This window comes from Limosilactobacillus kribbianus (genome assembly GCF_026413145.1).
In the GTDB taxonomy this organism is placed as follows: domain Bacteria; phylum Bacillota; class Bacilli; order Lactobacillales; family Lactobacillaceae; genus Limosilactobacillus; species Limosilactobacillus kribbianus.
The window spans coordinates 25,899-47,524 of record NZ_JAOVYZ010000010.1 but is presented as its reverse complement, the minus strand read 5'-3'; the positions used below and the strand labels follow the sequence as shown (position 1 = coordinate 47,524).

Sequence of the window (21,626 nt, the reverse complement as noted above, 5' to 3'; positions counted from 1 at the left end):
AATGATAAAATAGTGGTGCTCATCAAGGTCCTTCTTTCTAATGGATTGTGTGGTAACACCATTAAAGACCTTGATGGGTTTTTCTGTCCACTTAAATGTTCAACTTAAATTTTACAATCTGCCACTTATAAATAAGAAATAGCATTTCTTATATCGAAACGGAGGATTAAAGATGACTTTTAAGATGGTAACGCGTTATGCACACAGTCCCAAAGACATTCAACACTATGACACGACGGAGCTCCGCCAAGAGTTCTTGATGGAAAAGATTTTTTCGCTTGGTGATATTCTCTTGACCTATACTTACAATGACCGGATGATCTTCGGTGGGGTGACCCCCGAAGCTGGTCAGCCGCTGGAGATCAAGCTGGATCGGGAGCTCGGCGTAGACTTTTTCCTGCAGCGGCGGGAACTTGGCTTTATTAACATTGGCGGCAGTGGTTTTGTGACGATTGATGGTCACAAGGAATCGATTGTTGCCCATGACGGTTACTACATTGGCATGGGGACCAAGCAGGTCGTCTTCGGTTCTGATGATTCCCAGAATCCGGCGAAATTCTACGTCGTTTCAACCCCGGCCCACAAGACCTACCCGAACAAGAAGCTGCCGTTTGCGGACGCAATCGCGATGCCGATGGGCGACCAAGCGCACATGAACAAGCGGACAATCTATAAATACATCGACGCCTCCAGCATGGACACCTGTCAGCTGCAGATGGGCTACACGGTACTGGAACCGGGGAACTCCTGGAACACGATGCCATGCCACACTCATGCCCGGCGGATGGAGACCTACATGTACTGTGAATTCGGCAGTCCGGATGCCCGGGTCTTCCACTTCATGGGGAAGCCGGACGAGAGCAAGCACATTGTCTTGGAGCCGGAACAGGCGGTTGTTAACCCGAGCTGGTCAATTCACTGCGGCGTTGGTACCAGCAACTACGCCTTCATCTGGGCAATGTGTGGTGAAAACCAGACGTACGATGATATGGACATGGTCGACATGCATGATTTGAAATAGGGGCGATTTGAATGGCACAATCACAAGAAGAGATTCGACAAAACGAAGCAGCACTGGATAAATTTAAGATGTCCGCCTTCGATCTGACTGGTAAAGTCGCTATCATCACCGGCGGCAATACCGGCCTAGGGCAGGGCTACGCGGTTGCGCTTGCCGAGGCTGGCGCCGACATCTTTATCCCGGCGCACCATGAGGTTGGCTGGGAAAGCACGCGGCAAATGATTGAAAAGCGGGGGAGAAAGGTGGCCTTTATGCAGGTTGACCTGACCGCTCATGGCGCTGCCCAGCAGGTTGTTGACAAGGCCCTGGCAACCTTTGGCCACATTGACATTCTAATTAATAACGCCGGGATGATTCGGCGCAATCCGCTCCTGGAGTCCACGGATGAGGACTGGGACGCGGTGATTAACATTAACTTAAATGCCGTCTACCACCTGTCAATGGCGGCCGCCAAGGTCTTTGCTAAGCAAAAGCATGGCAAAATCATCAACATCGGTTCAATGCTGTCGTTCCAGGGTGGCAAGTTTATTCCGTCCTACACGGCGGCCAAGCATGGTGTTGCCGGGCTGACTAAGGCCTTTGCCAGCGAGATGGGGACCTATGGCGTCCAGGTCAACGCGATCGCACCCGGCTACATTAAGACGGCCAATACGGCCCCGATCCGTGCCGACAAGGCCCGCAACCAGGAGATCCTGAGTCGGATTCCGGCGGGGCACTGGGCCGAGCCCCACGAACTGATGGGGGCGGCGGTCTTTTTGGCGAGTGACGCGGCCAATTACGTCAACGGCACGATCATGCCTGTTGATGGTGGCTACCTTGTCCGTTAAGGGTGGTACCAATGGCCGAAAAGCTTTACGGAACGGTTTTGCTAAAGGCAAAACAGATTCTTGACTACCTTGCACAGACACCGGAAGCACCGACCTTAAGCGTGCTTGCTCACCACCTTGATATCTCCAAGCCGACCATTTATAAGATTATCCAAACGCTCGAGTATTGTGGCTACGTCCGGACAATTGAGACGGGTGATCAAAAGGCCTATCGTTTGGGGACCGTCTTTCTGCGATACGCCCAGGCGGTCAATGATTCGGTCGACATTGTGGAGATTGCGACTCCGTTTTTCAAAACACTGCGCGACCAGACCGCGGAAACAGTCAACCTCGGGATTGAACAGGATGATAAAATCGTACTCCTGTCCAAGATGGAGAGCACGCATAGCATCAAGCTGGTTTCCGTGATTGGCGGGACGATGAACATGTACTCGTCGGCAATGGGAAAGGCGATCCTTGCCACCTATTCGGCACCGCGCTTGGCTGATTATTTCCAACGTGTGCATTTTGAAAAGCTAACGCCGAACACGATTGTGGACCAGGCCACCTTGCGAAAGGACCTGGCAGCGATCAAAGAACGCGGGTATGCGATTGACAATGTTGAAAACCAATCCGGGGTTTATTGCCTCGGCTTTGCAATCGTTGCTCATCATCGGACATACGGGGCGTTCAGCATTAGTACCCCGGAGTTCCGGCTGACCGCTGATAAGCGTGCGACCTTTGTCAAACTCGGAAAGCGGATACAAAAGCTAATTCAACAGCATTTATAACGATTTACAACCGGCTACTCGCCCACCAGCGAGGTAGTCGGTTCTTTTTTGTCCGTGTGCCTGTCAGAAAAAAATCGCAAAAAAACGTTATTATTTTCACAAAAAATGTTAACGTTTTCAGATTTATGTGATATTATTGATTGTGTTAAAGGTGATCGGCCAAAACTTAATGGTGTTAGTCCTATCCTTTTAGCAAAGCAATCGTTTCATTGCGGTTTTATGGGTTCTTTACTAGTTAGAAGAGTACCATTTTTATTTTTGTTGCAATTGTTCACGTGTGTTTTAAGGAGGTTTTACCGTATGAGTGATCAACAGTCACCGGATACTGCTGTTAAAGCAAAGAAAGATACGGTTGAAAAAGTAGATAACTATAACAAGAAAATCCCAACACACCAAAAAGTCTTTTATGGCTTTGGTGACTTTGGGAACGGGTTCATGTTTGACCTTGGTCAGGCATACCTGACGAAGTTCTGGATTGATGCCGCCGGAATTGGTGCCGGTGCCGTTGCCGGAATCTTTGCCTTCACCAAGATCTTCGATGCCTTCATGGACCCAATCGCTGGTTCATTCGTCGATGGTCGGAAGCATATTGGTAAGCAAGGGAAGTTCCGTCCTGTCATGATGATCTCCGCCATTATCCTGGGGATCATGACGGTTGTTACCTTTACGATGCCACTGGGCCTGTCCACCGGCCAAAAGATCATCTACGCATATGCCGTTTACATGATCTGGGGTGTTGTTTATTCATTTACCAATGACCCGTATGGCTCGCTAGCGTCGGTCATGTCGCGGAACCCTGAGGACCGTAGCTTTATGGCTACTTCCCGGCAGGTTGGTTCCGTTGGTGCTCAGTTTATCGCCGGGGTTGCCTTCATTCCACTGATGGAATTAGTCGGTGGTGGGATGAGTAGTAAGGACCAGATGCATGGTTACTTCTTCGCTTCCGCCGTCTTCGCCATCATGGGTGTCCTGATGTTTGCCGTCTGCTACTTCGGGACGAAGGAAAACGTTAAGGTTCACCGTGACCAGAATGCTAAGCGGGAAGGCTTCAAGGACTACATCAAGGTTGTCTTCACGAACGGCCCACTGGGTGCTTTGATTCTGATGACCCTGTTCACGATTTCCGCAATGAACACTAACAACCAAATGATGGTCTTCTACGCTCAATACAACCTGGGTAACATTGGTCTGCAGCCAATCATCAACGCCGTTATGATGGGTTGCTCAATCGTCGGTGTCTTCATGATCCCTACTCTGACCAAGCACTTTGGTAAGAAGCGGACCGCAATGTGGTCATTCGTTGTCGGTGCCGTTGCCAACCTGGTCAACTTCTTCCTGCCAACCAACGTGGTAACCTTCATCGTCTTAGTTACGATCGGTTACACCGCCCTGGCTATTCCAAACGGGATTACCTGGGCCATGGTTTCCGATGCCATTGACTACGGTGAATGGCACACCGGGATGCGGAAGGAAGGTATTACCTACGCCGCCTTCAACTTCTCACGGAAACTTGCTCAGTCACTGGCTGCCCTGGTTAGTTCCGGTGTGCTGGCCATTACTGGCTACGTTGCCAACGCTCAACAATCCGCTAAGACCCTCCAAGGGATCAAGGCCGCAATGACCCTCTACCCAGGCTTCTGCCTGATCATGGCTGCCATCATCATTGGTTTCCTGTACAAGATCAGCGATGCCAAGTTCAAGCAAATCGCTACTGACCTGGATAACGGTCGTTGGGAACACGGTGTTATCGGTGATGCTGACGTTAAGTAGTTTTAACTTTGCTTAGGAGGAATATACTATGACTTTATTAGACAAGAATTTTCTGTTAACCAATGAATGGGCCAAGAAGCTCTTCTTCGACTATGCAAAGGACATGCCGATCATCGACTTCCACTGTCACCTGAACCCAGAGGAAATCTATGAGAACAAGAACTACGCCAACATTACCCGGATTTGGATCAACGAAGATCACTATGGTGACCACTACAAGTGGCGTCTGATGCGTGCCAACGGTGTTCCAGAAGACCTGATCACTGGCGACGCCGATGATTACGACAAGTTCATGGCTTGGGCCGGCACGATTGAAAAGGCCGTTGGTAACCCGGTTTATGAATGGACGCACCTGGAATTACGGCGTTTCTTTGGCATTGACGAACCACTGACGACCAAGAACGCTCCGGAAGTTTGGAAGAAGGCCAACGCACTTCTGCAAACTGATGACTTCAAGCCACGCAACCTGATCAAGCTGTCCAACGTTAAGGCTGTCTGCACCACGGATGACCCAGCTTCTGACCTGCACTACCACAAGCTTTTGAAGAAGGAAGAACGGCAAAACGGCTTCCGGACTCTGCCTGCAATGCGGCCAGACAACCTGATTCAGATCAACAAGCCAACTTTTGCTGAATACATCAAGCAATTGAGTGAAATCTCTGGCGTTGAAATCAACTCCTTCCGTGACCTGATCAAGGCTATGGAGCAACGGTTCCAATACTTCAACGACATGGGCGGTCGTCTGTCCGACCACTCTCTTCTGACTTACCACTTCGCCGAAGCAACCGACGAAGAGCTGGACGCCATCATGAAGAAGGCTGAAGCTAACGAAGAAGTTACCGGCGTTGAATACGACAAGTGGCTGACGATGTTCCTGGAAGAAATGATGAAGCTTAACACCAAGTACAACTGGACGATGCAGTTCCACATCAACTCCATCCGTGACCTTAACCACCCAATGTTCAAGCAGCTGGGTCAGGATACCGGTTACGACGCGATGGGGACCCAGCCAGACATTGTTGACCAGATTCAAAAGCTCTACTCCACGATGCGTGACTCCAACAACATTCCAAAGACTATCTTCTACTCCCTGAATCCAAACGACTGGATGCAATTAGTAACCTTGATGGGTTGCTTCCTTGAAGGTGGCAAGCAACGGATGCAACTGGGTGCTGCATGGTGGTTCAACGACACCGCTGAAGGGATGACGACTCAACTACGTGACTTTGCTCAACAAAGTCTGCTGCCAAACTTTGTCGGTATGCTGACCGACTCCCGGAGCTTCCTGTCCTACCCACGGCACGAATACTTCCGTCGGGTTCTGTGCAACTTCTTTGGTGAACTGGTTGAACAAGGTCGGGCACCAGAAGATGAAGAATACCTGGGCAAGATTATCCAAGACATTGCCTACAACAATGCTTACGAATACTTCGGCTTCTTTGGCGACGCTAAGCCAGATGAGCTGTTCGATGCACACGAGAATCCTTTCCAATACTAATTGATTGAATTGGATATCAGGGGGAGTGGGACAGAACTCGCTTGCGAGTTCGTCTTCCCACCCCCGCAAGGCTGGCTAGGCGTTCCGGACGTTGATTTATCAACATTCGGAATCCAGCCAGCTACTGCGCTGTAGCATTTATAGGCTATGTAACAGCAAAGAGGCTAGGTTAATTCCCTGTCTCTTTTTTATTAGGGGGCTTTTAGAATGGTAGTATATCGCGGGAATCCGTTGAATATTTTGCATACGATTGGGATGGATGAACTCTACCCGATTGTCCGGATTCACTTTGTCTTGACCGGGGACTTTGATCTGAAACGGTTTCGGGCGGCCCTGCTGGCGTGCGGCCGAGCAATTCCAGAATTGTTTTGCAAGTATGTTCTTGCCGACAACAGCTTTGTGACCGTGACTGATGATTTAACCGGCGTCCTCTTTCAGGGGATTGATCCAGACGCGGACTGGGCCAAGTGGGACCTGTTCCGCGATCCTCAGTTGCGTGTTTACCTGAATCAAGTAGAAACAAGACAGGACGTGACGATCTATCTCAGCCACATCCTGACCGACGGGGCCGGTGCTAAGCAGTTCATGACCCTGTTGGCCCGGGCATACAATGGCGGCGATCTGAGTGCGGTTGAAAATCATACCGATATCGATTGGCTGCACGACCTGCTGGCCCAGCATCCGGTTGAGGTCAAAAAGGGGGCCGATCACCCAGCCGACCCACTGACAATGCCCCAGCTTGCCGACTCCCACGACCAGCATTACCGGACGGGAACCCTGCACCTGGACAAAAAAGTTTTGCCCAAGTTGATTGAAGCGGGTCATGCCACCGGGGTCACCTTAAATGACCTCTTCATGGCAGCCTATGGGCAGGCCGTCCAGCGCTTCTCGGCTACCGAGCGCATCTCACTAGCCTGCCCAACCGACATGCGGAAGTTTATTGCGGGTCCGCCAGAATTACGGGTTGCCAATCATACTTCGCGTTATAATATTAGTGTTGTTTCCGACCCGGCGGCACCGTTTACGACCGTCGTTCAGGCTGTTCACCGCGCAATGGCGGCCAATAAGGAGCAGTTTCGGTGCCTTGAATCGGTCAAAACGTTGGTTGATAATTACGCCAACTACTCGCTGGCCCAGCTCCAGCAGATCTGTGAGGAAAATTACCACGTCCGGACGATTTCCTATACCAATTTTGGAATTGTCGACAAAGCTAAATTCCACTTTGCCGGTTGTCAGGTGACTGACTTTGACATGCTGGGAAGCTACCGGCGCGCGCCGATGTTCCAGGTCGCAGTCAGCACCTACGACGGTCAGTTGATCTTTGCCTACGCGATGCTCGGCAACGACGAAGAGGCTCGCTTAGGCAAAAACGTCATGCTGATCATGCGCGACCTGCTGACCAATTACGCCCTTGAATACGCAGAATAAAGACATAAAAGGAGAAAAGAATAATGAAAAAAGTTGTTACTTTTGGTGAGATGATGATGCGCTTGAAGCCATCCAACATGAAGCGGGTCCTTCAGGCCGACCAGTTTGATGTGAACTATGGTGGTTCCGAAGCTAACGTTGCCGTTTCGCTGAGCATGTTTGGCGATCAGGTTGCCTACGTTTCCAAGTTGCCGGAAAACATCCTGGGGCAGGCGGCTATCAACCAGCTGCGGCAATTCGGCGTTGATACCTCGCTGATCCTGCGGGGCGGTCCCCGGCTGGGAATGTACGTGTTTGAAAAGGGCCACAGTGTTCGTTCCACGAACGTGACCTACGACCGTGCCGGCAGTTCCTTCGCAATCTCCCGCGCGGATGAATATGACTGGAGCAAGCTGCTTGCGGGAGCGGATTACTTCTACTTCAGCGGGGTTACGCCGGCCCTGTCCGCCGAGTTACGTCAAGCGGTTCTGAATGCCTGCCAATACTGCGGTGAACACGGTATTCAGGTTGCCTGTGACCTGAACTTCCGGGGCAAGCTCTGGACGACTGAGGAAGCCCAGGAATTCATGCAAAAGGTGATGCCATACGTGACGATCTGCATTGCCAACGATGAGGACTTTGAACAGTCACTGGGCATCCACGCCTTTGATGGCGACATGTCCCATGGGATCGAACAGCGCTCAACCTTTGAAGACGGGATGAAGGAAATCACCAAGCGTTATCCAAACGTCAAGGTGGTTGCCAGCGTGCTGCGGAACATTCAGTCTGTCGACAAGTCCACCTGGATGGGACTGGTTTACCGGGATGGCAAGTTCACCGAAAGTCCGGCCTACCAGGTCGACGTCTTAGAAGGGGTTGCCGCCGGGGATGCCTTTGGTGCCGGCCTGATGCATGGGATCTTGAATGACTTTGCGGATCAAGAATTAATTGACCACGCGATTGCAGCCAGCGTGCTGAAGCTGACGGTGCTCGGTGACCTTAACGTTACGACCGAAGCCGACGTTCGGGCCGTGATGGACGGCGGCGCGGGTGTTCGCGTTTCCCGGTAAAGTGAAACTTGCTTAATCAGAAACTGATATATTAGATGCTAAAATGGCAGTTAGGCTTTTGCTAGCTTAACTGCCATTTATTTTGTCTTTTGATAATTGGTAAAGTAATCGGGGAAATTCTTGATGAGCTTACTCTCTTCCGTCAGCGTGCGGTGCATGTGATTGGCGGTGAGCCGCTCGACCTCATTGATATCCTTGGTTATGACGGCCTTGAGAATCGCTTCATGATCTTCGATGAGTCCCTCCCACGACAAGCCCTCGACCTTGAGACGCAGGAATCGGAAGCGATCGAACTGGATATTAATCTTCTTCAGCCATTCCCAGATTCGGATGTGATCGGTGATTTCGTAGAAGTAGCGGTGAAATTGATCGTCACTGGTTAGAAACTGGAAAATATTGTTTGCTTGCATGAGCCTTTGCTGCTCGTCTAAGATTTCGCGAAAGTGGGCCTGCTGGGTGGCCGTTAGATTAATGGCGGTCACGTTGCGCATAATTCGTTGTTCAATGCTTGCCCGTGCAAAGCGCGCATCCAAAACTTCTTTCATATCGATTTTGGAAATATAGGTTCCCGACTGGGGGATGACATTTAATAGTTTCTCTTGTCGAAGCTGTAAAAGGGCTTCGCGGACCGGAGTGCGGCCAATATTAATATCGTTCTCGACTTTTTTTTCTGAGATTTTTTGGCCGGGCTGATAGTCGGCATGAATAATCTTCTTGGTAAGAATTCGATAGGCCTGGCCAGTTAAATTGTTTGTTTGTCTGTTATCCATGGATAATTCCTCCATTTTTAATTATAGCATTCTCCGCACTTTTGCTGGGCAAGCTTGACAGGTAATTTGGAAACACTTACTATTTAAACAAACTGATATATTAGTATACTACTTTAGGAGGGGATGCGAGATGGTGAAATTATTGGACGACTATCAAGCAAAGGCAGAGCAATTTCACCAAGCCGGAATTGCCGTTCCACAGTTTAATCAAAACGAAATGATCAAGCAGACGGCCGAAAAACCGGTTTGGGTTCACTTTGGGGGCGGAAATCTATTTCGCTGCTTTCATTCAATCATCGCCCAGCGGCTGCTGAACAGTGGTGAAATGAAGAGTGGCATCATTGTTGCCGAAACGTACGACGATGAAGTGATTAACCACGTTTATCATCCCTTTAACAACCGTTTCCTGGCGGTTGAGATGAAGAGCGATGGCACGTTTGAAAAGGAACTAGTTGCTAGCGTGGCCGAAAGCATTTATGCAGGTGCCGATCATCAAGAAGGGCGAAAACGGCTGGCTGAGATTTTTACTAAGCAGTCGCTACAGCTGGTAACCTTCTCAATCACGGAGAAGGGCTACGCATTGCGCGATCTGAATGGTAACTTAACCAAAGAAGCAGTGACCGATCTGGCCAAGGGACCGGCCAACCCGCTCACCAACATCGGCTTGGTGGCGAGCCTCTTGCTGGCCCGCTACCAGGCTAACCAGGCACCGCTTGCGCTGGTTAGCACCGACAACTTTTCGCAAAATGGCCAGCGCCTCCAGGATGCAATAATGCTGATGGCCAAGGGTTGGTTAGCGAATGGCTTCGTTGATCAAGGCTTTCTCGCTTACCTGCGTGATCCACAAAAGGTCAGTTTTCCGTGGAGCATGATCGACCGGATTACCCCTAATCCTTCAGCTGCGGTCGCTCAACAGCTAGAAGCTGATGGTTTTGAGGATACGGCGCTGATTCAGACCCGCAAACAGACGAAGATTGCACCGTTTGGCAACACTGAAGAAGTTCATTATTTGGTCATCGAAGATCATTTTCCAAATGGCCGGCCGGCTCTGGAAAAGGCCGGTGTGATCTTAACCGATCGGGAAACCGTGAATGATGCCGACCAGATGAAGGTCACGGCTTGCCTCAACCCACTGCACACTTCACTGGCAATTTTTGGTTGCCTGCTCGGCTTTCACTCGATTGCGGCAGAAGTAGCTGACAATGATCTCCTAAAGCTGATTAAAAATCTTGGCTACGGGGAAGACCTGCCGGTGGTCAAGGATCCGGGAATCATTAACCCGCAGGAATTTATCGAGACCTTAATCACCAAGCGCCTGCCAAATAAAAACATCCCGGATACGCCCCAGCGGATTGCGACGGACACGTCACAAAAAATGGGGATTCGCTATGGGGTCACCCTGCAGCATTGCGTTGCCGATCCCAAGCGCGACCCGGCGGACCTGGAATTTATTCCCCTGGTGATTGCCGGCTGGTGTCGGTACTTGATGGCGATTGATGACCAGGGCGCGGCCTTTACCCCGAGTCCGGATCCACTCTATGGCCAGCTGCATGAATACCTTGCTGGCGTTAAGCTGGGCGAAAAGATTGATGTCCATGCCAAGTTGCGGCCGATCCTAAGCAACCGGGCAATTTTTGCTAATGATTTGTATACCATTGGCCTGGGAGAAAAGATCGAAAATGACTTTAAGCAAATGATTAGCGGCCCGGGGGCAGTCTGGGCAGCGCTTCAAGCAATTATTCGCAAGTACGGTAAATATTAGAAAGAAGAATGAATAAATGAAAAATATGGGTTTTCGCTGGTATGGCGATAATAATGACTCGGTTAAACTAGCGGATATTCGCCAAATTCCAGGAACAACGCAGGTCGTCGGGGCACTTTTTGATATTCCAGTTGGCGAAGTGTGGCCAAAGTCGCGAATCGCAGCACTGAAAAAAGAAGTTGAAGATGCGGGCCTCAAGCTTGAGGTGATTGAGTCGGTCAATATTCACGACGACATCAAGATCGGCCTGCCAAGCCGGGATCGCTACATTGAAAACTACAAGGAAACGATCAAGAACTTGGCTGCTTACGGGATCAAGGTCATTTGTTATAACTTTATGCCGATTTTTGACTGGGTGCGGACCGATTTGCATTATCCGCTCCCGGATGGGTCGACCGACATGGCTTTTCAGCACCGCTACGTTGAGGGGGCGCCGGAAGACATCATCAAATCCGTTGAAGAAAACTCCAACGGTTATGTTTTACCGGGTTGGGAGCCAGAACGGTTGGCGGAAGTGAAGCGTTTGTTTGCGGCTTACAAGGGCGTCGACGAGCAAAAGCTGCGGGAGAATCTGAAATACTTCCTGGACGCAATTATTCCAACCTGCGAAAAGTATGACGTCCGAATGGCAATACACCCGGACGATCCGCCGATGCTGTTATTTGGCTTGCCACGGATCTATAAGAACCGGGAGGACATGGTCAAAATTGAGGAGCTGCACGAATCAAGATACAACGGTTTTACCATCTGTACCGGAAGCCTGGGGGAGAACCCCGCAAATGATGTCCCGGCAATCATCCGTGAATTTGTGAAAAAAGACCGGGCGCCATTTATTCACGCGCGAAACATTAAATGGATGGGCAACGGTGACTTCCATGAAGCAGCCCACCTTTCTTCCGAAGGGTCGCTGGACATGTACGAAATTATGAAGGCCCTCTATGATACTGGCTTTGACGGCTACATCCGGCCGGACCATGGACGCGATATCTGGGGTGAGCACGGTCGGCCGGGATATGGCCTCTACGATCGGGCCCTGGGAATTACTTACCTCAACGGCCTGTGGGAGGCCATCCAAAAGGGGACTGAGAAGCACGATTGAGATCGGCCGGCATTGAAAACGGTTACTTCTAAAAAGTAAGAGAAAATCCTTGCATCACGAATTAATCATAGTACAATGAAAATTGTTCATTTGCTGTTCACGTTAACATAATTTGTTAACGGATCTGTGAGAGGAGAGAATTTCAATGAATTTCGTAAAAACTTTTGTTATCTTTGCCGTTGCTAGTATCGCGCTGATGGGAGTCGCTAGTGCCAGTTCCATCTACTCCAGTGCCACGAATAGCCACAGATTAACCCAACAGATGGTCAACGTTGTCAACAAGAACAACGAGGCCACTGACCAACAATTTACCAAGTAAACCAAGGAAAGCCGCTGCTGTAAAGGCGGCTTTTCTTCAGGAATTCTTTGATCAATTCCAAACAAATTCATAAAAAGGATTGAATGTTTCACGTTAACATTCTATAATGAAAATATATTGATAGCGCATCCATCCATTTGAGGTTAAGCAATGGTGGCTACGCTCTTAACTCCCGGCCGTTTTTGATACGGAATGCACATCACCCCTCTCACAGATGCGACTTGCTTCAAAGGGCTGGGTTTGGTTGATTGATAAATGTTGTTTAATCTGGAGGTTTTCTAAGATGGATAGACTTAATAACAGTTTTCGTAAATTGCCGCAATATCCAAACAAGGTAATTCAATTTGGTGAAGGGAATTTCCTGCGGGCCTTCATCGACTGGCAGATTCACCAGATGAATAAGCAGGGCCTCTTCAAGGGTGGCGTTCAGGTTGTTCAACCGCTGCCACAGGGCCGGATTAAGGAACTCGACGAACAGGACGACCTCTACACCGTTCTGCTGGAAGGAATTCTGGACGGTAAGAAGATTCAAAGCCACGAAATTATTGAATCGATTAACGGAACTGTTAACCCCTACACTGACTACGATAAGTACCTGGCACTGGCTGAAGATGACAACATTGAAGTGATCTTCTCCAACACGACCGAAGCGGGGATTGAATTCGTTCCTGAAGACACGCTGGAAGCATTGAAGAAGGGTGAAAAGAGTTCTTACCCGGCCAAATTAACGGCACTGCTTTACCACCGCTTCGAATTAGGCAAGAAGGGCTTCCACATCATTCCGTGTGAACTGATTAACCACAACGGGGATGCACTGAAGAAGGCCATTCTGCAGTACGCTGATCTTTGGAAGCTGGGCCAAGACTTTGTTGACTGGATCAACAACGACAACAAGTTCTACTCCACACTGGTTGACCGGATCGTTCCGGGCTACCCACGCGACCGGGCTGCTGATCTGGAAAAGGAATGGGGCTACAAGGACCAAAACATGGTTAAGACCGAACCATTCCTGATCTTCGTCATTGAAGGGGACAAGGGAATCGAAAAGGTCCTGCCACTCAAGGAAGCCGGGATCAACCTGGTTGTCACTGACGACATGCAGCCATACCGGAACCGGAAAGTTTCCATCTTAAATGGCCCGCACACTACGATGTCACCAATTGGCCGGCTGGCTGGTCTGGAGACGGTTGGTCAGGTAATGGCCGACAAGGACTTCTACAAGTTCATTGACGACGAAATGCACAAGGAAATCATTCCGGTCGTTCCGTTGCCGAAGGAAGAACTGGACAGCTACGCTAAGGGGATCCAAGAACGGTTTGAAAATCCTTACGTTAAGCACCAACTGAGTGCCCTGGCACTGAACAGTATTTCCAAGTACGCCGCACGGCTGCTGCCAAACTACAAGCGTTACTACGCTAAGTACAACAAGCTGCCAGAACGGATGACCTTGGCACTGGCTGCCTACATGTGGATTTACAACGGCAAGTCCGAATTTGAAATCAACGATACGGCTGATGTCACGGCGGGCTTCAAGAAGATCCAGGGCGACGACAACTTTATTCACGAGGCTCTCTCTAACCCAGAATTCTGGGGTGAAGACCTCACCAAGATTCCAGGACTGGAAGACTTGGTAACCAAGTACTACAACGAAATTGCCGAAAAGGGCACCCGGGCAATTGTCCAGGAAATTAATGCAGAGGAGTAGTAGTTTCATGGAAAAACTGGTTATCTTAAACGACAGCGACAATGTGGCAATTGCCACGACGGACTTAGCTGCCAAAGATACTGTTAATGTTAACGAACGTCAACTGAATTTATTAGCCGCGGTTCCGGCTGGCAATAAAGTTGCCTTGACGGACCTGGCTGCTGGCGAACCCATCGTCAAATTTGGGCAGCACATTGGAACCTTGACGGCGGACGTTAAGGCTGGCCAGTTGGTTGATGAGCATAATTTGAGTGACGCGGCTGAAGACGATGCTAAATCGACTTCTCCAGCAGCGGACCTGTCCAAGTACCTGACCAAGCAAACCCTTATGGGTTACCGACGGAAGAGCGGCAAGGTCGGGATCCGCAACGATCTCTTCATTGTGCCGACCGTTGGCTGCATTACCCCATTGATGGACGTGATGGTGCAACAATTCAAGGCTGCTCACCCCGATAATGGTTCCTTTGACAATATCATCTTGTTAAAGCACCCTTATGGCTGTTCACAGCTGGGTGAGGACTTTGAACAAACGCGGCAGATCCTGTGTGATGCCGCACTGCATCCCAATGCTGGTGGTGTCTTAGTATTCGGCCTGGGCTGTGAGAATAACCAGATGGATGGGATGAAGGAAACCATCGAAAAGATGGCCGGTATTGATCCGGACCGGATGAAGTTCTTGGTTGCCCAGGAGGTCAAGAACGAATTTGCCACGGCCCAAGAAATGCTGGAGGAATTGAATACCGCTGCCGCTAATGACCACCGTGAACCGGTGCCATTGAGCGAGTTGAAGGTCGGTCTGCAAAGCGTTCAGCCAGCCGCTGTTTCGCCGCTGACCGCTGACCGCCTGCTGGGTCACCTGGCAAATGTGATCAACGCCAATGGCGGCAGCACCGTTCTGACGGGACTGCCGAACCTGGCCGCCGCAGAAGACGAGCTGGTCAAGCAAAGCGCAAGCCAAGAGGCGGCCGCAGATGTTCAACACGTCTTTGGTCACATGCGTGATTACTACGCTGAATTTGACCAGCAATTGGTTAGCGAGCCAAGTGCTAAGGAACAAGCGAAGGGAATCACGACCGCCAAGGAATTGGCAGTTAATACCCTGCAAACGGCTGGGGATGCCGCAATCAGCGGTGCAATCAGCTATGGCAAAAAGGTTAGCGCTGCCGGCTTAAATGTCTTGGAAGCACCGGCCAACGACCTGATTGATTCCTCGGCTGAGGCCGCTGCTGACTGTCAGCTGGTCGTTGTCAGCACGGGAGTTGCGACGCCATACGCCAGCTTTGTTCCGTCCGTGAAGGTGGCGGCTGATTCCGCCTTGGCAGCTAAGAAGCAGCGTTGGTTTGACTTTGATGGTGGCCAGGCGTTGACGAAGCCGTTTGACGAACTGGCCAAGGAATTTGTTGACGACATTATCGCGATTGCCAGCGGTAAGGAAACCAGCAATGAAAAGGCCGGCTTGCACGGCCTGGCAATCTTCAAGATCGGGGTCACTGAATAGTAAGGAAGTTACCAAAATGCAAAAAATTGAAAATGATGTCTTTAGTGCAGAAATCGACGAGCACGGGGCGCAATTAACGCACCTGGTAAATAAGAAAGCTGATTTTGATTACATTTGGAACGGTAAGGAATGGGGGAAACATGCCCCAGTGCTGTTCCCGGCAATCGGTCGTTCCAACCAGGACAAGTACGTTCTGGACGGCAAGACCTATGAGATGCCTCAGCACGGTTTTGTCAGCGATCAGGACTTCACGGTGAGCTACCACACGCCAAATGCCCTGGCCCTGCAGCTGGTGGCCAACGATGAGACGAAGGCCCTCTACCCATTCGACTTTAAGCTGACGGTGGTCTTTACCCTGCTCAGCACCGGCCTTTCCGTCAGCTTTACGGTTGAAAATGATTCTGACCGGGAAATGCCATACTCCCTGGGTTCTCACCCAGCATTCAACGTGCCGATCAATGGCGACGGCAAGTTTGCTGATTACCAAGTTCAGTTCACCGGCCTGAAAGACCCAATCAAGGTTTATGAGATCGTCAAGACGCCAAATCCTTACCGGACCGGGAAGGAAGAGGAACTAGCCGGCGCTAAGGATGGTAAGCTGACCTTGAACTACGACGTCTTCAAGCCAGGCCTGCGGATCATTAGCAACCCAGGCATCAAGAGTGTTAAACTATCCTCAGCACAGACGACGCACGCGGTTGAAATGGACGTCAGCCAGTTTAAGAATCTGTGCCTGTGGACCAAGGAAGACCTGGATTGCAAGTTCCTGTGCATGGAACCATTCGATGGCCTGCCGGATGTCTTGGGTGAACCAGTTGACTGGATGGAAAAGCCAGGCAATGAAATCCTGCCAGCCCACAGCAGCAAGGTTTCCCAATACGAAATGCATTTGTCATAAGCGATAAGAAAAGAAGGAGAAAAGTTATGTTACCAAAGTATGAAGCACTGAAAGCAGTTGAAAAGGCCGGTATTTTAGCCGTTGTTCGTGGCCGGAGCGAAGAAAATGCCTACAAGACCTCCAAGGCCAGCATCAAGGGTGGAGTTAAGGCAATCGAATTAGCCTTCACGTCACCAAATGCCGACGTCACGATCAAGCACCTGAACGAAGAATTCGCGGATGACCCTGACGTTGTTGTTGGTGCCGGAACGGTTCTGGACCCAGCAACTGCCCGGATGGCGATGGTTGCCGGTGCCAAGTTCATTGTTAGTCCTTCTTACAATGAAGAAGTTGCTAAGATCTGTAACCTTTACGCCGTTCCTTACATGCCAGGCTGCTTCACGCCAACCGAAGTTCAGCAAGCACTGATGACCGGGGCCGATGTTGTCAAGATCTTCCCTGGTGCCATTGCTGGTGTCAAGATGATCCCAGAACTGCAAGGACCATTCCCGCAGGCTAACATTATGCCAAGTGGTGGTGTTTCCCTGGACAACATGAAGGACTGGTTCGCAGCTGGTGCCTTCTGTGTTGGTGCCGGTGGTAGCCTGGTTGGCCCTGGTGCTGATGGTGACTACGATCAAGTAACCGAAAATGCTAAGAAGTTCCACGAAGAACTGCTGCGGATTCGGAACGAAAAGTAAAAGGAGTTATGAATAATGAATAATTTCATTATTTTGGATGACCACGATTCAGTCGCGGTGGCCCTCCAGGATATTCCTGAAGGCACGGTACTGAAGACGCGGGACCATGGTGACGTCACCACCATCGAAGACATTACCCGGGGACACAAGATTGCCCTGGAGGATATCAAGAAGGGCGCCGACGTGATCAAGTATGGTTACCCGATTGGTCATGCCACCCAGGACATCAAGCGCGGTGAGCATGTCCACATCCATAACATTGCCACGAACCTGTCCGGTGAGCTGTCTTACCACTACGATCCAATCAAAGTTCCCGCCAAGGGGAAAAAGGACGACCGGAAGTTCATGGGCTACAAGCGGCCAAACGGCAAGGTTGGCATCCGGAATGACCTCTACATTATCCCGGTAGTGGGCTCGGTCAGCGAACTGCTTGACCCACTGGTTACCGAATTCAAGGCCCTCCACCCAGATGACGGCAATTTCGACAATGTGGTTCCGCTCAAGCACACCTACGGGATTGAAACCCCGCAGGACAACTATGAGCGGGCGCGCAAGATCTTAGTCGACGCCGCCATGCAGCCAAACGCCGGTGCAGTTCTGATCTGTGGATTGGGTTGCACGGACGATGACGAACTAAAGAAGATGAAGGAGCTTTTGGAAGAAGCCAATGGCCCAATCGACACGAAGCGGGTCAAGTTCCTTTCTTCTGCTGACAGTGATGACGAGATTGCCGATGGCTTGGCAATGCTCGAGGAACTGAACGAAGCGGTCAAGGATGACCACCGTACTCCACAACCACTTAGTGAACTGAAGATTGGCTTGAAGTGCGGGGGCTCCGACGGTCTTTCCGGTGTGACGGCCAATCCACTGCTGGGACGCCTGTCTGACTTTGTTGCTGCCCAGGGCGGGACGACGGTCTTGTCAGAAGTGCCAGAAATGTTTGGTGCGGAGACAATCCTGATGTCCCGGGCCAAGGACCAGGCCACCTTTGACAAGATTGTCCACCTGATCAACAACTTTAAGGAATACTTCGAACGCTTCCACCAGCCAATCTACGAAAACCCATCTCCTGGTAACAAGGCCGGGGGGATCTCAACTCTGGAAGACAAGTCGCTTGGTTGTACGCAGAAGTCTGGTACTTCCAGCGTGAACGATGTTCTGATGTATGGTGACAAGATCAAGACGCGGGGCCTGAACCTTCTGCAGGCACCGGGGAACGACCTGGTTTCATCATCCGCGGAAGCATCCGCCGATTGTCAGATGGTCCTCTTCACGACGGGACGGGGGACGCCGTTTGCAACCTACGTGCCAACGGTTAAGGTTTCCTCAAACTCCTACATTGCCAACCTGAAGCCACGCTGGATCGACTTTGATGCTGGACAATTGATGAATGAATCGATGGACAGCCTTGCCGATAAGTTCATCCAATTCATTATCGATGTGGCCAGTGGGAAGAAGACCAATAACGAGAAGTACAACGTTCACGGAATCGCCATCTTCAAGACGGGCCTGACCAAGTAAACACATTCACTCCTTGTATAAAATGAATAAGTCACAAAAACAGCTAGATGCTCTGCACGAGGACCTAGCTGTTTTTGATTAAGTAGGGTTTAAGCAATTAATGTTTGCTTGATGTTATCGAATTTACTAAATGGCATAGTGAGAAAACCGGTATCTTCAGCAATCTTTAACGCCTGACTGCTTGGACTTGATAATTTATCATTGTAAATTAATAGAAATACAGGGGAAACAAATTGAAAGGTGGCATTGTTTTGGATATCTGTAAACTGGAATGCGGTTTGCATTACATTTCCGTTGTTGATGTGGTTGGTGACATCAACTATTTTGAGAGGATGAGTCTTGTGTTGGGCAACGACATATGGGAAATCATATTTAACGCCACTGCGGCCGATGAAGTGACTTGGGAGTCCCCCCAGGTCACTTTGATTTAAAGTCGAAATAACGTCATCTACAAACATCTTTTTGATATGAGAATGCTGTGTAAAGGAGAGATCACTAATTTTAAGGATCGCTGACGTTAGATTTAACTTCATCCTTGAAAACTCAGCTGGTGAGCCGGAATTAAATAAAATACCTTCCTCAGAGAGATTGACACTATACTGATTGCAGATCCGCTTCAGAATTTGTTGTCGCGTGTCCGATAAGTTAATGTTCATCATTTCTAAGTTATCAAGCGTATAACCATCATCGTCGAGTTTGATTTTAGTATCATTAATCTGTGATAAATAAATCGTAATATTATCACCAAGATTATCAGTAAACGGGGTGACGATTTCATCGGCATCATCTAATTTATTAATTTGATAGCTCTTGCTCAAAAAATGATAGTAATCATCGAGCAACTGTTTTGTGGTTTCCATGAACTGGTCACCTCCTAGACAAGATTCTTTGAAAAAAGCAAATTTTTAGTTTCAAAATTATTATAATCCAGAAAGGCTAGTAGTGATTCTGAAACATCAGTGGATTGATTCAAATAATTTCTAAGCTTAGAAAGTGGAATAACGTCAACACCATTATGGTGCGCTTCATCAAAAATATGGACATGCGGTGTGGGCACATGAGAATGAGTTTTCCCGTTAATATCAATTCGAATCAGTGTACCATTATTGCTACGTAGTAAGTATGAAAGATTATTTTTTCGATGATGACCTTTACGATTTTGAATTACGATAAACTTTTTCTTAGGAACAAATTTGCCTCGACCAGGGAAAACAGCTTGTGAAAAAGGGGCAGCAATACTGACATTGGGATTATCTAATTCTTTGGGTAAGTCGTGCAATTGTTGATACGTTTCATTATCCATAATTTTGATATCCTTTCAAAAAATAGTTATTTTACTAGCATCAAATTAGTGACCTCCAAATTTCTTCAACTTAATTTTGACATACCGTCAGCGCTTAAGCAATCACTTCTCTTTTCCAATGAGAGAGCACCTAAAGTAAAAGTGAAATGCTGAGCTAATCGACGGAAGATAAACTACTGTTAATTAACCTGATTACGGTATATACTGAAATCGCATACAGCAACTAAACTTTGAATGCAATTAGTTAGAGGTGTTTTTTCATGTTCTTTATCGATACTAGTCGGAACGGGAAGCCGGTTCACGACGCCCTCGTTAACCAGTCCCTGGACAACTACCTGATCAATGACCTGCGCCTAAAGGGTCACGGCCTGATCTGCTACATCAACCAGCCATCCGTTATCGTCGGCGTTAACCAGAACGCCTACGCCGAGATCGACCTGCCATACCTGAAGTCGCACAACATCGAGCTGGTCCGCCGTTCTAGTGGTGGTGGCGCGGTTTACCACGACTTTGGCAACCTGGTCTTTGAAAACATCGTCGTCGGTGACATGAGTAAGTTCGGTGACTTCCATGCCATTGGCGATCCAGTCGTCGATGCCCTCCACGACCTGGGGATTGAATCCGCCGAGGTCAGTGGTCGAAACGACATGACGATTGACGGCAAGAAGTTCTCCGGGATGGCAATCGTCAAGGGTGACAACTCCTACGCTGCCGGTGGGACCGTTATGTTTGATCTGAACATGGAGGCCGCCAGTGAAGTGCTGACGCCGGAAAAGGACAAGCTGGCCTCCAAGGGGGTTAAGTCCGTCAATGCCCGGGTAACGAACATCAAACCTTACCTGCCGGAGAAATACCAAGACTGGACGACGGAGGATTTCAAGAACTACCTGCTCTGCCACATGTTCGGGGTTGACTCCATGGACGAGGTCGAGACCTACCACCTGACCGACCACGATTGGGACATCATCGACTCCCGTCTGGTTGAACAATACCGGACCGACGAATGGAACTACGGTAAGAACCCGGGCTTCAAGCACTACGTTTCTAAGCACTACCCAATTGGAACCGTCTCCTTCAACTTCAATGAAAAGGACGGTCAGATTACGGCCGTCAAGATCTATGGTGACTTCTTCACGGCCGGCGATCCGCACGTCGTTGAACAGCACCTGCTTGGCGCCAAGCTGGACCGTGACAGCCTGGTCAAAGCCTTCAACGCTGCCGACCCGGCCGCTAACCTAGGCAAGGTCAGCGCCGAAGATCTGGCTGACCTGATTCTCGCAGACTAGGGGGGATTCTGATGTGGCAACGAATTGTAAATTGGTTTAAGCGTCTCTTCAGTCACGAGGCCCCAGTCCACCGTGAGGACAATGGCCTTTGGTGGCAACAGGATAATAACCTGGTCAAGGTGGGCCTCGACAGCAAGGTGATCGCGGAACTGGGCGACATTACCTTTTTGGAAACGCCCCAGGTTGATGAGGCAATCCAAAAGGCCGACCAGCTGATCGACATCGAGGGCGGCAAGGCGGTTGAAACCTTCAAGTCCCCGGTCAGTGGCAAAATCAGCAAGGTTTACGATGGTTACCAGGATGATCCAACGACCCTGACTAAGGCTGAAAACCCACTGCTGGTCGAAATTACAACGGCATAATAGAAAAGGCTGCTCGGTAAAAATTAACCGGCGGCCTATTTTTGGTTATTCGATTTACGC

Annotated in this window: 20 protein-coding genes; 17 read left to right on the top strand and 3 right to left on the bottom strand. The window is 49.7% G+C overall.

Features of this window, described 5'->3' with window-relative positions:
• Positions 1–172 precede the first annotated feature (172 nt).
• The 7 genes from kduI (at position 173) to OCT58_RS03825 (ending at position 8,363) form a co-directional block, all read left to right on the top strand.
• Positions 173–1,021, top strand: coding sequence for a 5-dehydro-4-deoxy-D-glucuronate isomerase (gene kduI, locus OCT58_RS03855; protein WP_267201541.1), 849 nt, complete (start codon positions 173–175; stop codon positions 1,019–1,021).
• An 11-nt stretch (positions 1,022–1,032) separates the two neighbouring features.
• Positions 1,033–1,848 (top strand): 2-dehydro-3-deoxy-D-gluconate 5-dehydrogenase KduD, encoded by an 816-nt coding sequence (gene kduD, locus OCT58_RS03850; RefSeq protein ID WP_267201539.1) that lies wholly within the window; start codon positions 1,033–1,035, stop codon positions 1,846–1,848.
• An 11-nt stretch (positions 1,849–1,859) separates the two neighbouring features.
• On the top strand, positions 1,860–2,618 hold the full coding sequence (locus OCT58_RS03845) for an IclR family transcriptional regulator (RefSeq protein WP_267201538.1): 759 nt from the start codon (positions 1,860–1,862) through the stop codon (positions 2,616–2,618).
• A gap of 300 nt (positions 2,619–2,918) precedes the next feature.
• Complete coding sequence (locus tag OCT58_RS03840; protein ID WP_267201537.1) at positions 2,919–4,388, top strand: glycoside-pentoside-hexuronide (GPH):cation symporter; 1,470 nt, start codon at positions 2,919–2,921, stop codon at positions 4,386–4,388.
• 28 nt (positions 4,389–4,416) lie between these two features.
• Entirely contained in the window at positions 4,417–5,886 is a 1,470-nt protein-coding gene (gene uxaC / locus OCT58_RS03835; protein WP_267201536.1) for a glucuronate isomerase, read from the top strand.
• A gap of 207 nt (positions 5,887–6,093) precedes the next feature.
• On the top strand, positions 6,094–7,314 hold the full coding sequence (locus OCT58_RS03830) for a condensation domain-containing protein (RefSeq protein ID WP_267201535.1): 1,221 nt from the start codon (positions 6,094–6,096) through the stop codon (positions 7,312–7,314).
• A 23-nt stretch (positions 7,315–7,337) separates the two neighbouring features.
• Positions 7,338–8,363, top strand: a complete 1,026-nt coding sequence (locus OCT58_RS03825; RefSeq protein ID WP_267201534.1) for a sugar kinase — start codon at positions 7,338–7,340, stop codon at positions 8,361–8,363.
• A 77-nt stretch (positions 8,364–8,440) separates the two neighbouring features.
• Here OCT58_RS03825 and OCT58_RS03820 read toward each other — a convergent pair whose 3' ends face one another.
• Positions 8,441–9,133, bottom strand: a complete 693-nt coding sequence (locus OCT58_RS03820; RefSeq protein ID WP_267201533.1) for a GntR family transcriptional regulator — start codon at positions 9,131–9,133, stop codon at positions 8,441–8,443.
• Positions 9,134–9,263: 130 nt separating this feature from the next.
• Here OCT58_RS03820 and OCT58_RS03815 point away from each other — a divergent pair, with 130 nt between their 5' ends.
• The 8 genes from OCT58_RS03815 (at position 9,264) to OCT58_RS03780 (ending at position 18,615) form a co-directional block, all read left to right on the top strand.
• Positions 9,264–10,895 carry a mannitol dehydrogenase family protein gene (locus tag OCT58_RS03815; protein WP_267201532.1) on the top strand — a complete coding sequence of 544 codons (1,632 nt, stop codon included), beginning with the start codon at positions 9,264–9,266 and terminating at the stop codon, positions 10,893–10,895.
• Positions 10,896–10,911: 16 nt separating this feature from the next.
• Entirely contained in the window at positions 10,912–11,994 is a 1,083-nt protein-coding gene (gene uxuA / locus OCT58_RS03810) for a mannonate dehydratase (protein WP_267201531.1), read from the top strand.
• Positions 11,995–12,139: 145 nt separating this feature from the next.
• Entirely contained in the window at positions 12,140–12,313 is a 174-nt protein-coding gene (locus OCT58_RS03805) for a hypothetical protein (protein ID WP_267201530.1), read from the top strand.
• A 283-nt stretch (positions 12,314–12,596) separates the two neighbouring features.
• A complete protein-coding gene (locus tag OCT58_RS03800) occupies positions 12,597–14,018 on the top strand; it encodes a tagaturonate reductase (RefSeq protein WP_267201529.1) in 1,422 nt (473 codons plus the stop codon).
• 7 nt (positions 14,019–14,025) lie between these two features.
• A complete protein-coding gene (locus OCT58_RS03795; RefSeq protein ID WP_267201528.1) occupies positions 14,026–15,516 on the top strand; it encodes a UxaA family hydrolase in 1,491 nt (496 codons plus the stop codon).
• Positions 15,517–15,532: 16 nt separating this feature from the next.
• The gene (locus OCT58_RS03790) at positions 15,533–16,414 is read left to right on the top strand and encodes an aldose 1-epimerase family protein (RefSeq protein WP_267201527.1); all 882 of its coding nucleotides are present in this window, start codon (positions 15,533–15,535) and stop codon (positions 16,412–16,414) included.
• Between the two features lie 26 nt (positions 16,415–16,440).
• Positions 16,441–17,094, top strand: coding sequence for a bifunctional 2-keto-4-hydroxyglutarate aldolase/2-keto-3-deoxy-6-phosphogluconate aldolase (locus OCT58_RS03785; protein WP_267201526.1), 654 nt, complete (start codon positions 16,441–16,443; stop codon positions 17,092–17,094).
• Positions 17,095–17,109: 15 nt separating this feature from the next.
• Positions 17,110–18,615 (top strand): UxaA family hydrolase, encoded by a 1,506-nt coding sequence (locus OCT58_RS03780; RefSeq protein WP_267201525.1) that lies wholly within the window; start codon positions 17,110–17,112, stop codon positions 18,613–18,615.
• Positions 18,616–18,704: 89 nt separating this feature from the next.
• On the opposite strand, the gene OCT58_RS03775 is transcribed toward OCT58_RS03780, so the two are convergent.
• Positions 18,705–19,475, bottom strand: coding sequence for a DUF1828 domain-containing protein (locus OCT58_RS03775; RefSeq protein WP_267201524.1), 771 nt, complete (start codon positions 19,473–19,475; stop codon positions 18,705–18,707).
• Positions 19,476–19,489: 14 nt separating this feature from the next.
• Positions 19,490–19,918 (bottom strand): DUF6978 family protein, encoded by a 429-nt coding sequence (locus OCT58_RS03770; protein ID WP_267201523.1) that lies wholly within the window; start codon positions 19,916–19,918, stop codon positions 19,490–19,492.
• 260 nt (positions 19,919–20,178) lie between these two features.
• Here OCT58_RS03770 and lplA point away from each other — a divergent pair, with 260 nt between their 5' ends.
• Both lplA and OCT58_RS03760 read left to right on the top strand, forming a co-directional pair.
• On the top strand, positions 20,179–21,204 hold the full coding sequence (lplA, locus tag OCT58_RS03765; protein ID WP_267201522.1) for a lipoate--protein ligase: 1,026 nt from the start codon (positions 20,179–20,181) through the stop codon (positions 21,202–21,204).
• An 11-nt stretch (positions 21,205–21,215) separates the two neighbouring features.
• A complete protein-coding gene (locus OCT58_RS03760) occupies positions 21,216–21,566 on the top strand; it encodes a biotin/lipoyl attachment domain-containing protein (RefSeq protein ID WP_267201521.1) in 351 nt (116 codons plus the stop codon).
• Positions 21,567–21,626 lie beyond the last annotated feature (60 nt).

What these genes read in the sequence shown, in the direction of transcription:
- OCT58_RS03805 (WP_267201530.1), top strand. Translation starts at nt 12,140, where the DNA reads ATGAATTTCGTAAAAACTTTTGTTATCTTTGCCGTTGCTAGTATCGCG.
- OCT58_RS03815 (WP_267201532.1), top strand. Translation starts at nt 9,264, where the DNA reads ATGGTGAAATTATTGGACGACTATCAAGCAAAGGCAGAGCAATTTCAC.
- OCT58_RS03800 (WP_267201529.1), top strand. Translation starts at nt 12,597, where the DNA reads ATGGATAGACTTAATAACAGTTTTCGTAAATTGCCGCAATATCCAAAC.
- OCT58_RS03760 (WP_267201521.1), top strand. Translation starts at nt 21,216, where the DNA reads ATGTGGCAACGAATTGTAAATTGGTTTAAGCGTCTCTTCAGTCACGAG.
- OCT58_RS03830 (WP_267201535.1), top strand. Translation starts at nt 6,094, where the DNA reads ATGGTAGTATATCGCGGGAATCCGTTGAATATTTTGCATACGATTGGG.
- OCT58_RS03785 (WP_267201526.1), top strand. Translation starts at nt 16,441, where the DNA reads ATGTTACCAAAGTATGAAGCACTGAAAGCAGTTGAAAAGGCCGGTATT.
- OCT58_RS03790 (WP_267201527.1), top strand. Translation starts at nt 15,533, where the DNA reads ATGCAAAAAATTGAAAATGATGTCTTTAGTGCAGAAATCGACGAGCAC.
- OCT58_RS03845 (WP_267201538.1), top strand. Translation starts at nt 1,860, where the DNA reads ATGGCCGAAAAGCTTTACGGAACGGTTTTGCTAAAGGCAAAACAGATT.
- OCT58_RS03820 (WP_267201533.1), bottom strand. Translation starts at nt 9,133, where the DNA reads ATGGATAACAGACAAACAAACAATTTAACTGGCCAGGCCTATCGAATT.
- OCT58_RS03840 (WP_267201537.1), top strand. Translation starts at nt 2,919, where the DNA reads ATGAGTGATCAACAGTCACCGGATACTGCTGTTAAAGCAAAGAAAGAT.
- OCT58_RS03780 (WP_267201525.1), top strand. Translation starts at nt 17,110, where the DNA reads ATGAATAATTTCATTATTTTGGATGACCACGATTCAGTCGCGGTGGCC.
- OCT58_RS03770 (WP_267201523.1), bottom strand. Translation starts at nt 19,918, where the DNA reads ATGGATAATGAAACGTATCAACAATTGCACGACTTACCCAAAGAATTA.
- uxaC (WP_267201536.1), top strand. Translation starts at nt 4,417, where the DNA reads ATGACTTTATTAGACAAGAATTTTCTGTTAACCAATGAATGGGCCAAG.
- uxuA (WP_267201531.1), top strand. Translation starts at nt 10,912, where the DNA reads ATGAAAAATATGGGTTTTCGCTGGTATGGCGATAATAATGACTCGGTT.
- OCT58_RS03775 (WP_267201524.1), bottom strand. Translation starts at nt 19,475, where the DNA reads ATGGAAACCACAAAACAGTTGCTCGATGATTACTATCATTTTTTGAGC.
- OCT58_RS03825 (WP_267201534.1), top strand. Translation starts at nt 7,338, where the DNA reads ATGAAAAAAGTTGTTACTTTTGGTGAGATGATGATGCGCTTGAAGCCA.
- OCT58_RS03795 (WP_267201528.1), top strand. Translation starts at nt 14,026, where the DNA reads ATGGAAAAACTGGTTATCTTAAACGACAGCGACAATGTGGCAATTGCC.
- kduD (WP_267201539.1), top strand. Translation starts at nt 1,033, where the DNA reads ATGGCACAATCACAAGAAGAGATTCGACAAAACGAAGCAGCACTGGAT.
- lplA (WP_267201522.1), top strand. Translation starts at nt 20,179, where the DNA reads ATGTTCTTTATCGATACTAGTCGGAACGGGAAGCCGGTTCACGACGCC.
- kduI (WP_267201541.1), top strand. Translation starts at nt 173, where the DNA reads ATGACTTTTAAGATGGTAACGCGTTATGCACACAGTCCCAAAGACATT.